Origin of the sequence: Paenibacillus sp. YAF4_2 (genome assembly GCF_052113225.1) — a bacterium.
In the GTDB taxonomy this organism is placed as follows: domain Bacteria; phylum Bacillota; class Bacilli; order Paenibacillales; family Paenibacillaceae; genus Pristimantibacillus.
The window spans coordinates 42384-54988 of the sequence record NZ_JBFRCT010000010.1; the positions used below are offsets into that span (position 1 = coordinate 42384).

The window sequence follows — 12605 nt, forward strand, 5'->3', positions numbered from 1 at the left end:
GGTATGATTATGTCTACGGTTGTTGTTGTCGGTACGCAGTGGGGAGACGAAGGGAAAGGCAAAATTACCGATTACTTGGCGGATGGGGCCGACGTCGTCGCTCGTTACCAAGGTGGTAACAATGCCGGACACACTATTCTCATTGACAACAAAAAGTACAAATTGACGATGATTCCATCGGGTATTTTTAATCAAAATAAAACTTGCGTCATCGGTAACGGGATGGTTATTAATCCTCAAGCGCTGATTGACGAAATTAACTATATTCATGACAATGGCTTCTCGAGCGAAAACCTGAAAATCAGTGACCGCGCCCATGTCATTATGCCTTATCATCTCGTGCTGGACGGCCTTGAAGAAGACCGTAAAGGCGATAACAAAATTGGTACAACACGTAAAGGTATCGGCCCATGCTACATGGACAAAGCCGCTCGTAACGGGATTCGTATCGCCGACCTTCTGGATGCAGAAGAGTTCGAAGAAAAGACTCGCCGTCAGGTGGCAGAGAAAAATCAAGTAATCCAACAAGTATACGGCGGAGAGCCGCTTGATGCTGACGCGATTATTTCCGAATACTTAGGCTATGCGGAGACGCTTCGTCCTTACGTAACGGACACTTCGGTTGTTCTGAACGATGCAATCGATGCAAACAAAAAGGTGCTGTTCGAAGGCGCACAAGGCGTTATGCTTGACATCGACCAAGGTACTTATCCATTTGTTACTTCCTCCAACCCTTCGGCTGGCGGCGTATGTATCGGATCTGGGGTAGGTCCATCCAAGATCCAACAGGTTATCGGAGTAGCGAAAGCTTATACAACTCGTGTAGGCGACGGCCCGTTCCCTACAGAGCAAATTAATGAAATCGGCGATTTGATCCGTGATAAAGGTCATGAGTACGGTACAGTAACTGGCCGTCCGCGTCGTGTTGGCTGGTTTGACAGTGTTGTTGTCCGCCATGCTCGCCGTGTCAGCGGTATTACAGGTCTTTCCCTTAACTCCCTTGACGTATTGAGCGGTATTGATACAGTGAAAATCTGTACAGCTTACAAATATCGCGGCGAAGTCATTGAGCATTACCCAGCAAGCCTGAAAATGCTGGCGGAATGCGAAGCAGTATATGAAGAAATGCCAGGCTGGAGCGAGGATATTACAGGAGCGAAGACGCTGGAAGATTTGCCGGTTAACACGCTGAACTACCTGAACCGCGTATCCGAGCTGACAGGTATTCCAATTGCAATCTTCTCGGTAGGGCGTAACCGTGAGCAAACAAATCCGGTTCGTGCAATCTACAAATAGAATATATGGATAAAGAGGATAGCCCAAGGCAAATTGCCGGGGGCTATCCTCTTTTGTTTTCATTCTAAGAATGTATCAGATTGTTTCATAGGAATGCTAACCCTATTCTTTGACCATAATGGTAGATAGAAGAAGGAAAGGGATGAGCACAATGTGGTTAAAAGCGGCCGTATGGATAGCAAAAATCGTAGCGGCGGGACTCATCGTCAGCTTTCTCTCCATATGGACAACTGGTTATATCGTTAGTAGTTATGTAGAGACGCTGCTGAAACAGTATAATTTGCCGCTGGAGGTACAGCCAATGGCCATGTCCGGTGTATGGGGCAAGCTGTGGGGCGCTGAGCCGGTCCAGAAGGACGATACTGAGAAAACCGGCACGGACGAGTCCGGGAATGGTGATAAGGTTGCGGTGGATGCCTTTGGCGACCAGCCATCTAATCCGCCGCTTACGGATATTGGTGTTGGCGGTGGTACGAAGGCTGAAGGCGGTGCAAGCGGGCAATCGAGTACGGGGACAACAGAAGGCACAACGGAAGGCAGTGCCCAGACGGATGATGATGAGGCTCCATCGATCGATGGTTCGGAAACAGCCATTACAACCGAGGATATGAATGCAGTAAAGGGTCAAATGAGTGATGCGGATAAGGATCAATTGTTTGGATTATTAATAAGCAAGCTGCCGCAAGAGGCTATGCAGACGATCTCTGGATACATGGAAAACGGACTGACAGATGAGGAGCTTACGCAGGTTCAGCAGCTAATGGCGCAGTACCTCGATCGTGATCAATATGAACAAATGATGGGAATTCTGAAAAAATATTAATATTGACTCTTGACAAGAATGGTTGCCGCGTTTATTAAGCATATGTTAAAGTAAGGCGAGTGATCCGACAGGACATTCGTCTTTTTTCATGTCGGAACCCGTAATTTCATGCAGGAAAAGTGCGAAAAGGAGACTATCATGACCGTTTTCAGCCCCAAGGATCGATTTCGGAAGACTTTGAACCTAGCAGTTCAGTTCTTTCGGCCTACCGATCCGCAAGACTCGAAAGGCAAGAAGCAGCCTCCATCCCCAGGCGAGAAGTCCCATACTGCGGTATGGAAGAGAAAGCCTGTCATGCTAACAGCAGGGGTGCTGGTAATCCTCGCAGCAGCCGGTATCGGTGGAACCGGATACGTACAAGCGAATACAGTCGATTATTACAACGTATATAAAGATGGTAAAGTGGTTGGCTCGGTCAGCGATCCGGCGGAAGTCGATCAGTTGATCAAGGAACAGACCGAAGAAGTGAAGCAAACCAATCCGAAGCTTAACATGGTTTTGGATGCAGGTGAGATTACTTACAGCGGTGAAAGCGGCTTTAAAGCAGAGCCGGAGACGGAAGAGACATTAGCAGCACTGAAGGGCTTGCTGACGTCGCATGCGGAAGGCGTGGAGCTTGTTATTGACGGTAAGGTTGTTGGCATCGTGAAGGACCAGGAAACGGCCGATACGATTCTGACAAGGGTGCAGAGCAAATATGCTCCACAGTTAGCTGCAAACAAGAAGTCTACGGAAGTATCCACCTTGTCCTATTCGAAAACGTCTACCTCCAAGTCAACGGCCGAGAAGAAGACGAATAGCGGCAACAAGATAACGGGTGTGAAATTCGTTGAGGAAGTCAAGACGGAAGAAGTCGCGACGGACCCTAGCAAAATTATGGACGCGAATGAATTGTACCTGAAGCTGGTGAAGGGCGACTACAAGCCAACCAAATATACGGTGCAAAAAGGCGACTGCATCGGCTGTATTGCCGATAAGTTCAAAATTTCCGAGCAGGTTATTTATGATAACAACGGCTGGATTGAGCAGGACATGATCAAAGAGGGCGATGTTCTTGATCTGACCGTGCTTCAGCCGGGACTGACGGTAAAGACAGAAGAGCGTTCAACAGAGACGATCTCTTATGATGCACCAGTAGAAATTCGGAAGAGCGATTCGATGAAGCTTGGAGAATCGAAGGTGCTGACAGAAGGCCAGAGCGGGAAGAAGACTCTTACATACCGGATTGTGAAGCAGAACGGTAAGGTGATGACGGAAGAGCTCGTGGACAGTCAAGTTGTTGTGAAGCCGGTAGCAGAGGTTGTTCTGAGAGGAACAAAGGTTATTCTCGGCGAAGGTACAGGACACTTTGCCTCACCGGTATCCGGGTGGTCGCTTTCAAGTAAGTTTGGCCAGCGTTGGGGCCGGATGCATAAGGGCATCGATATGACGGGCGGCCGCACGATTATGGCAGCTGATAACGGAGTCATTGAATTCGTTGGTCAGAAAACCGGTTACGGCAATTGTATTATTGTGAATCATAAGAATGGTTACAAAACGTTATATGGACATCTGAAGTCCATTAGCGTGAAGAAAGGCCAGATTGTCGAAAAAGGTGATCAGCTCGGCATTATGGGCAGCACTGGTGAATCGACTGGCGTGCATTTGCATTTTGAAATTACGAAAAACGGTGTTTTGCAAAATCCGTTAAAGTACTTATAATATATATATTTTCCAAGGAGGCTGTCCGTTAGAGGACAGCCTCCTTTCTTATATAACTGGACTTCTCCAATTATGAGTATTATTGGAGTGTGGCTGAACGAACTTTAATTGGGAACTTGCAAACCGACTATGGTAAAATAAAAGAGTAAAAATAGGACGAGTGACAGGCGGGTGTAACGATGCACGGGAAAATATTAGTGGTCGACGACGAACAGCCCATTGCAGATATATTGAAATTCAACTTAGAAAAAGAAGGGCATCAGGTAATCTGTGCGTTCGACGGTGGTGAGGCGGTACGCCTTGCGTTCGAAGAGCAGCCAGATTTGATTTTGCTCGATTTAATGCTGCCTGTAAAAGATGGCATGGACGTATGCCGTGAAGTACGGACGCGTCTGCATATGCCGATCATTATGCTTACAGCCAAAGATACAGAGATTGATAAGGTGCTAGGCCTCGAGCTTGGTGCCGATGATTATGTCACGAAGCCGTTCAGCACACGCGAGCTGCTTGCAAGGGTGAAAGCGCATCTGCGCCGGCAGCAGAAATCAACAGAAGCAGCTGCTGCTTCTGCGGATAACGCTTCTGCTGATGGCAGCCAAGGTGCCGCGGAAGAAAAGCAGGGCCTTAAGCTGTTTAATCTATTTATTGATACGGATATGTATGTGGTGTATAAGGACAATGAACCGCTTGACCTCACGCATCGCGAGTATGAGCTTGTCTATTACATGGCACGCAACAGCGGCAAAGTAATGACACGCGAGCATTTGCTGCAAGCGGTATGGGGCTTTGAATATTTCGGTGATGTGCGTACGGTTGATGTGACCATTCGCCGGCTGCGGGAGAAGATCGAAGATGATCCGAGCCGTCCCGAATATATTATGACCCGCCGCGGCCTTGGTTATATGATGCGTAATCCGAAGTCGGGAGGGTTCGGCTACGCATGAGCGGTCGGCGGTTTTTTCGCACCATTCAAGTAAAGCTGGTTATTATTTATCTTCTGCTCATTCTGGTCGCGATGCAGCTGATTGGCGTTTACTTCATCAGTACGGTAAAAGCATCACTAACGGATAACTTTACGACCAATATGAAGGAGCAGGCGGATATTCTCTCCAAGCTGGCAGCGCCTAATTTATCAGTTAAGCCAACAAGCGACAGTGAAGCCAATACGGAGAGCACAGAGAATCTGAGCCTTGTCGTCCGTAACCTATTCAGCATCAGCGGCACGGAGGTGCAGGTGCTGGATGGGAACGGACGTGTCGTCGCGACATCGCTGCAGGTGCCCGAATCCTATATTGGGAAGAAGAATACGTCACTTGCGGTAAGCCGCGCGTTAACCGGTATTTCGGATAATGAAGAAGAGATTATTGATGAGAACGGCATCCGCAAAAAAATTATCGCTCTTCCTGTCACTTATAACGATAACGATAAGGTCGTTGGTGCGGTCTACATGGTCGCATCAATGGACAGCTTGTACGATACAGTGAACAGAGTTAACCAGATTTTCTTCTCCGGTACGCTTATCGCGCTTGGCCTGACCGGTATTCTCGGCATTCTGCTGGCCCATACCATTACGAGTCCAATTCAAGGGCTGACGAGGCAGGCGGCCGCAGTGGCGGATGGGAAGTTTGATCTTCAGGTGCCTGTTCTTGGTGATGATGAGATTGGCAGGCTTAGTCTAGCCTTTAATGATATGACCATTCGGCTGAAAGAGGCGCTCTCGGTCAATGAGGAAGAGAATGAGAAGCTCGCCTCCATTCTGTCGAACATGAGCGACGGTGTGATTGCGGCTGATGAGAATGGCAAGGTGATCGTCTGGAACCGGCGATCACTCGAGATGCTGGATGTTCGCACCTGCGAAGGCTGCAATCTGCCTGATCTGCTTGGCATGCCGGAGCAGAAGTACCAGGAGCTGCAGCAGGGGCGGGAGCAGACCGTCATCTTATCGCGCGAGGATGATGAAGAACCAGGTGACGATGATGCGGAGGGCATCCTCCGCGTGACGTTCACGCCTATTCACCGCCGTGACAAAGGGATTACAGGGACGATTGCGGTGCTTCAAGACGTTACCGAGCAGGAAAAGCTGGAGCAGTCACGCCGCCAGTTCGTTGCGAATGTCTCGCATGAGCTGCGCACGCCGCTCACCACGATTAAGAGTTATGCCGAAGCGCTTAACGACGGTGCACTTGATGAGCGGGAGCTGTCGGAGCGATTCGTTGGGGTTATCCGCAATGAGACCGAACGGATGATCAGGCTCGTAACCGATCTGCTGCATCTGTCTCGTCTTGATTCTAACCAAGCGCCGCTCCGGCGGCGGAAGACCAACATCCATGAGATGCTGGATGAGGTGACGGACCGATTCTCCTTCCAGCTGCGGCAGAAGAACATTCGGGCGATGATTGTTGTCGACCGCGATTTGAAGTCGGCATGGCTTGACCGCGACCAGATAGACCAAGTGCTGGATAATTTAATATCCAATGCGATTAAATATACACTCGAAGGTGGAGCGATTGAGTTCAGCGCCCATAAGCAGGATGCCGGTACGATTGCGATCAGCGTGAAGGACACAGGTATTGGTATTCCGAAAAAAGATTTATCCCGTATTTTCGATCGTTTTTACCGGGTGGACAAGGCTCGATCACGTAATATGGGCGGCACTGGCCTAGGCTTATCCATTGCCCGGGAAATCGTTAAAGCGCATGGCGGCACGATATCTCTGAAGTCCGAGCTGAACGAAGGCACGACGGTGACGTTCACGCTGCCTGTGCTGCAAGAGGAAGGTGAGACCGCATGATGGAGAAAGCGAAGACGCTCTTGCTCGTTATGCTGGTTACTCTCAGCTTGATCCAATCGTATATTCTCGCTTACAGCATGCCAGGTCTTGGCGCAACGGTTAAGACGGATCAGGATTATGTTAATGCGGATCCACTGGGCAAAAAGACAAGCGTGGAAAATGTTATTTTCCCAGAAGAGATCGTCCTCCACTTTGGCGGCAACGAACATACCGTGTTATACCCCGGAACAACGTTTTACAATATGATTTTGAAGGATCGTATCCAGGGGCGTGAATTTAAAGGTTTCCAACGGAATCCGGCTAATATACTCAATTGGGATGAAGTGCGGAAGAACGATATTGGCGTGGAGCTGCGCTTCCAGAATGGCATTCCGGTAGAGCTGCTGAAGAAGCTGCTTAAGGTGCAGGGAGATTTGCTCTTCCTAGGTGAAATGATTGACCGGATCTGGATCTTCAAGGCGACCGATTCAGAGGAGGTCAGAACATTCTTCTTTAGCAGCGATGGGCAGAAGGTATATGAATCGACACAGGCCGATCTCACGGTTCGCGATGTTCAGGACTATGTTGGCTTTGGTGAGTATCAGCCGAAGTACCAGATGACGACGGACGGCATTTATTTGCCGAAGCAGCCAATTCAATCCGTGCAGATGGTGTTCCCTTATGAGATTTACTCCTCCGAGCTGATGCAGCAGATGTACTTTGATCCGGCGACTACGAAGGCGCTTTATGACCGAAGCGGCTCGCAGATTTTTACGGACGGTAAACGTGGTCTGCAGATTGAGCAGAAGGGCATGTGGATGATCTATACGAATCCGGCCGCCTCGCAAAGTGAGGAGAATCTGCTCAGTGAGAACGTGTTCGCTTCGATTGAGTTCATCAACGATCACGGCGGATGGGACGGTATACACCGTTTCATCAATCCAGTGATGAACGTAGAGAGCAAGACTGGCAAATATGCAGAGTTCCAGCAGTATGTAGATAACTTACCGATTATTGAAACAAAAGACTTCGAATATGGCAGTATACGGCTGACGCTGCAGCAAGGTGTGGTGACGGAATACAGCCGATCCTTGATTACGCTTGCGGAGAAATCCAAATCAAGAGAAGCAAGATGGCTGCCGGGCGGAGCCCAGCTGCGTAATACGCTTGAACACTATGACCGTCGTTCAGAGGTTGTTCGTCTGTTCCCTGCATTGAAGGCGGTGCCGCTCGAGAACAATGAACTGAAGTTTATCCCCGTTTGGGCGGTTCAGCTCGAGGATGGTACGCAGGAGATACTGACCGAGGCGTATCCAACTGGCTTTGTCCCGCAAGAAGCGAAGAACCTGACTGACTTAGGGAATACGTCTGATACGGGGGAAGAGACAGGTACGGACGAGGTTGATTCCAAGGCTCAAGAGACAGCATCCAAGGATGGTAACAGCAACAGCTTGTTCGAGGGCTCGAATCAATTACAGGATTCAATAGCACCAGATAAGGGTAGCAAGGAATAAGTCTGCACGAGCGGAGGCGAAAGATCAGGTGGATTGGGGCAGGGCGAAAAGCGTGCTTATTATATCGTTTCTGCTGCTTAACGTATTGCTCGGCTATCAAGTGTGGTCGAACGTCGGCGAGCAGCTCAATGCCAATAAGAATACGGCGGAGCTGCCGACCGAGACATACGCCTTTATGAAGCAGAAGGGAATCGAACTGTCCGCGAATCTGCCGGTCGAGACACCAAAGCTGCGGGATTTGACGTATATGCTGCGCAGCGGCCCTTTTGAGGAGCTGCCGGAGACGGAGCTGGATACGCCGGTGGACAGCCGGATTATTTTCTCCGAGAAGGATTTGATCAAGACGCTGGGCAGCCAGATTATTGACCTCGATAAATATAAGTTTGACCCGGCGATGACAAGAGACGGTGTGTTCGTACTCTATCGCATGGCCGATAACCGTCCGATGTTCGATGTAAAGCTGGAGCTGTACTACAGCAATCAGAAAATAACCGGATTTCGTCAAGTTCGGATCGATCTGACCGGACCAGGCGAAGCCAAGGTACAGATGGTGCTGCCGGCCTCGAAGGCGATGGCGCCGTTCATTGAGCGGAACCTGCCGGACGGTGCAGTAATTACCGACATTCAGCTTGGTTACCATGGTCAAGTGTTTGATACAGAAACGCAAGTATCAGCGCCTTATTACCGGGTGCTGCTGGAAGACGGGAACGAGTATTATATCCATGCGATTAACGGGGAAGTCGCACAGGTGAAGGAAGACGTACAGCAGGACCACGTTCGTTAGTATAGGGCGCGGATGTGCAGGTTGAAATAGAGGTTTGTGTTCATGGGAGCAGGGGAAGGGAAGAATGATGGGACTTACGTTTACGGTGCTGGGAAGCGGATCTACAGGCAATGCGACGATTGTAAGCAACGGGGATAAAATGGTGCTGGTGGATGCCGGCCTAAGCATGAAAAGACTAGATGAGCTTATGCGAGAGCAAGGTGTAGCTGGTCATCAGCTGGATGCGTTGTTCGTTACACATGAGCATTCGGACCATATTAAAGGGCTTGGCGCCTTCGCACGAAAGTACGAGCTGCCGATCTTCGCTAATGTTGGAACATGGGGCGGTATGGAACGTCATGTGGGTACGATTGCTCCAGAGAAGCGGGTTATTATGGAGACCGGTGAGATGCTGAGCTTTGGCACGATGGAAGTACGTTCTTTTCCGATCTCTCATGACGCGGCGGAGCCGGTTGGCTATACGTTCGTGGATAATGGAGAGAAGCTGAGTCTTGCAACCGACCTTGGTTATATGAGTGATAAAGTAAGGCGGGAAATTATCGATTCCGATGTGCTTGTCCTGGAGTCGAACCATGATACGGAGATGCTCCGCATGGGACGTTACCCGTGGAACATTAAGCGCCGGATCTTAAGCGATGTCGGACATTTGTCGAATGTCGCCGCTGGTGAAGCGTTATGCGAGCTTCTGACGGACCGGACGAAGAGGGTGTATCTAGCCCATCTGAGTCTCGATCATAACTTGATGGATCTTGCGATGCTGACGGTGAGGAATGTGTTGGAAGATAACGGAATCTTTTTCAAAAATGATGAAAACCCGCTGCGTGCGACTTACCATGACAGACCTACTGCATGGGATGAAGTGAGGCGGAAATAAATGAGTCCAGCTGATTATCCAGCTCGTCGGCTTTGGCATTCAGCTCTTCTCGGGTAAGCAGGCCCTTGTCCACAAGAAGCTCAAGCATAGCGCTGAGGGTGAGGACGGTGCGATAGTGGTCTTCCTTCAAATCAGCCAATTTGGCTGCTAATTGGACTTGCTCCCAGGGGGAGAATGGTTTTGTTTTCATAGATACGGTTCGCTCCTTATTCGTTATGATGGAGGAGTGCAAAGGGAATCTATTATTATTTTAGTCAAATCTTCCGAAAACATTCTTAATATGAAAAAATAGTCTTGTTGAATTTCAAAGGCAAGCATCGAAAGGAGCGGTAACGATGGGATTGTTTGATGACGATTTCTATTCGACAAAAGTATCAAGGCGCGTTCGTACCACTTCTTCGAGAGATGAGTTTGCCTTCTCTAATAAAAAAGATATGCGGAGCTGGTCCAATGTCCGTGTCGCGTTCGTGGCTTCTTTCACTAGCGCTGTGGCAGCCGTACTTCTGTTCGTGCTTGTCTTTGGCGGGGGAGGCTTTGGACCAGGCTCTCATCCGGCAAGCGTATCGGCTTCGGGCAGTACATCACTGGAGCAAAGAACGATTCAAGCTTCGGCTAAGGTTCGTCCAGCCGTTGTCAGTGTCATTAATGAACAGACTGTACCCTATGGGCTAATGCCGGATACGGGAAGCAGCCAGGATGGGACAGGCAGTGGGAATGACGGCCAGGTGCAGGGATCGAAGCAGGAAGTGGGCGTTGGTTCTGGTGTCATTTTCAAGCTCGAGAATGGTAAAGCGTACATCATCACAAATCATCATGTGATCGCGAATGCAGAGTCTGTGAAGGTGCTGCTGGTGAATGGTGAGAAGCGGGAAGCGAAGATTGTCGGCAGCGACCAGATAACAGATCTGGCGGTGCTCGAGATGGATGGCAAGGACATTAAGACGGCAGCCGAGATCGGCAAATCGTCGAAGCTGCAGCCAGCTGAATTCGTACTTGCGATCGGTAATCCCCTTGGACTTGGCGACTCGCTGGCAATGGGCATCGTGAGTAAGACGCATCGGATCGTGCCGGTGTCCTTGAACGAGGATGGCGTGTATGACTGGCAGCAGGAAGTGATTCAGGTAAATGTATCGATTAACGAAGGCAATAGTGGTGGACCGCTTATTGATATGGATGGCAAGGTCGTAGGCATAAACAGTATGAAGATAGCCGAGGTTGGCGTAGAAGGATTAGGTTTCGCCATCCCGATTGACAATGCGATGCCGATTGTAGACAGCCTGATGAAGAAGGGATATGTATCCCGTCCTTATCTTGGTGTTTACACGGTTGATCTGGAGCAGTATTTCGCCCAGCAGCAAATGACAGATCAGCCAGAGGGCGGCGATACGAAGGATGGTACAGGTGCAGGTTCAACGGATGAGGATTCGGCTGAAGTACAGGATCTACCAGATTTGAAGCTGCCTGATGAGGTGCTTGATGGAGTAATCGTACTCGAGGCGGTTGGGCCAGCGAAGGAAGCGGGACTAGCGCTTAACGATGTCATTGTGAAGCTGGATGAGCAGAGTATCGGCAGCACAATGGAGCTTCGTAAGTATCTGTACGATCAAAAACATATTGGTGACGACATAAAAGTAACCTTCTACCATGACGGAAAGCTGAAGACAACATCGTTCAAGCTTGAGGAGAAGACGAAGGATGAATAGAGGCTGAAGGGCTGTGCTGGCAGGAAACTGTTGGTGCAGCTTTTTTCTATGCAAAAAGTAGCCCGCCCCCGACTAAAGTCTAACCCGCGAACCATCCTCTGGAAGGTTTATGGTAATCCCATGCTGCTGTAAACTGAAGGTAAGATAAACGGAGCAGAGAGGTTTAGAGAGGGAGAGAACACTTATGAATAGAGGATGGGTAAGAAATACGATTGGACTGATTCTTGTGGCGATCGGAATTATGGCGTTATTCCAGTATCAATTCGGAGGTTCAAAAAGCAAGGATTACGAACATACACTGAAGCTGGATGAACTTAAGGAACTCCATATTTCGGCTGACAGCCTGGGTTTTGAGATTAACTTTGTTCCAAGTACGGATGGCAGCAATTCGATCCACTTTGAAGGAAGAGCGAAGCAGGAGATTATCGATCAGATCAAGAATGCGAGAGCGGAAGATGGACGGCTGAATCTCAACTTGAAAGAGAAGTGGCATATTGGATTTTTCGATTTCTCTTCCCTTAACGATAAGCAGGTTGTGACGGTATCACTGACAGAGGAAACGAAGAAATCGCTTGAATCGTTCAAGCTCATCAGCGATTCGGGTTCGATTAAAGTGAACGATGCAGCTGCATTGGATAGCGAGATAGAATCTGACTCGGGCAGCATCAGGCTGAGCGGTTTCCTAGGCAATACGCTGTCTGCGAAGTCGGATTCGGGCAGTATCAAGATCGACAGCTTCGAAGGCAGCGACCTGTCCATGACTTCGGATTCTGGAAGCATCCACGCAGGAACGGTTCGTGCAAAGCTGAAGGCATCTTCTGACTCCGGCAGTATTACGGTAGATCATCTGAGCGGTGCTGCTGAAGTGAGGTCGGATTCCGGGTCCATCCGGATTGTGAAGGACGACACGTCTGGCGCTGAAGTGAAGAGTGATTCGGGTAGTGTGAAAATTGAGGTACCGGCTGCGTTTGGCGGCTCGTACGACTTGAAATCCGATTCGGGCTCCAAGCATGCCCCGGATCCAAAAGGAACTTCAAGTGAAGTGATCAAAGTCCGCACGGATAGCGGAAGTATTCGGGTGACCCAGCCATAACATAATCGAGTAAGTGAGGCCGCACGGGCAGAATAACTGACCGTGCG

11 protein-coding genes are annotated in these 12605 nt (G+C 49.5%); 10 read left to right on the forward strand and 1 reads right to left on the reverse strand.

Translation table 11 applies throughout. The features are described from left to right. Nucleotides 1–9 precede the first annotated feature (9 nt). From AB4Y93_RS21940 to AB4Y93_RS21975, 8 genes are all read left to right on the forward strand, one after another. Nucleotides 10–1296, forward strand: coding sequence for an adenylosuccinate synthase (locus AB4Y93_RS21940; protein WP_441895065.1), 1287 nt, complete (start codon nucleotides 10–12; stop codon nucleotides 1294–1296). A 142-nt stretch (nucleotides 1297–1438) separates the two neighbouring features. Next, complete coding sequence (locus AB4Y93_RS21945) at nucleotides 1439–2119, forward strand: hypothetical protein (RefSeq protein WP_441895067.1); 681 nt, start codon at nucleotides 1439–1441, stop codon at nucleotides 2117–2119. A gap of 138 nt (nucleotides 2120–2257) precedes the next feature. Then, on the forward strand, nucleotides 2258–3820 hold the full coding sequence (locus tag AB4Y93_RS21950; RefSeq protein WP_441895069.1) for a peptidoglycan DD-metalloendopeptidase family protein: 1563 nt from the start codon (nucleotides 2258–2260) through the stop codon (nucleotides 3818–3820). Between the two features lie 179 nt (nucleotides 3821–3999). Then, nucleotides 4000–4764 (forward strand): response regulator YycF, encoded by a 765-nt coding sequence (yycF, locus tag AB4Y93_RS21955; protein ID WP_441895071.1) that lies wholly within the window; start codon nucleotides 4000–4002, stop codon nucleotides 4762–4764. Then, entirely contained in the window at nucleotides 4761–6611 is a 1851-nt protein-coding gene (gene walK, locus AB4Y93_RS21960) for a cell wall metabolism sensor histidine kinase WalK (protein WP_441895073.1), read from the forward strand. The genes yycF and walK overlap by 4 nt, the downstream gene beginning before the upstream one ends. Next, nucleotides 6608–8104 carry a two-component system activity regulator YycH gene (yycH, locus tag AB4Y93_RS21965; protein WP_441895075.1) on the forward strand — a complete coding sequence of 499 codons (1497 nt, stop codon included), beginning with the start codon at nucleotides 6608–6610 and terminating at the stop codon, nucleotides 8102–8104. Before walK ends, yycH begins: the two co-directional genes overlap by 4 nt. Before the next feature lie 28 nt (nucleotides 8105–8132). Further along, nucleotides 8133–8888, forward strand: a complete 756-nt coding sequence (gene yycI / locus AB4Y93_RS21970) for a two-component system regulatory protein YycI (RefSeq protein ID WP_441895077.1) — start codon at nucleotides 8133–8135, stop codon at nucleotides 8886–8888. A 67-nt stretch (nucleotides 8889–8955) separates the two neighbouring features. After that, nucleotides 8956–9762, forward strand: coding sequence for an MBL fold metallo-hydrolase (locus tag AB4Y93_RS21975; protein ID WP_441895505.1), 807 nt, complete (start codon nucleotides 8956–8958; stop codon nucleotides 9760–9762). Here the strand turns inward: AB4Y93_RS21975 and AB4Y93_RS21980 are convergent. Continuing rightward, nucleotides 9731–9952 carry a hypothetical protein gene (locus AB4Y93_RS21980; protein ID WP_167281266.1) on the reverse strand — a complete coding sequence of 74 codons (222 nt, stop codon included), beginning with the start codon at nucleotides 9950–9952 and terminating at the stop codon, nucleotides 9731–9733. The two genes, AB4Y93_RS21975 and AB4Y93_RS21980, sit on opposite strands and share 32 nt — an antisense overlap. A 145-nt stretch (nucleotides 9953–10097) precedes the next feature. Between AB4Y93_RS21980 and AB4Y93_RS21985 the strand changes: the two genes are divergently transcribed. Both AB4Y93_RS21985 and AB4Y93_RS21990 read left to right on the forward strand, forming a co-directional pair. Further along, nucleotides 10098–11465, forward strand: a complete 1368-nt coding sequence (locus AB4Y93_RS21985) for a S1C family serine protease (RefSeq protein ID WP_441895079.1) — start codon at nucleotides 10098–10100, stop codon at nucleotides 11463–11465. Nucleotides 11466–11649: 184 nt separating this feature from the next. Beyond that, the gene (locus AB4Y93_RS21990; RefSeq protein WP_441895081.1) at nucleotides 11650–12558 is read left to right on the forward strand and encodes a DUF4097 family beta strand repeat-containing protein; all 909 of its coding nucleotides are present in this window, start codon (nucleotides 11650–11652) and stop codon (nucleotides 12556–12558) included. Nucleotides 12559–12605 lie beyond the last annotated feature (47 nt).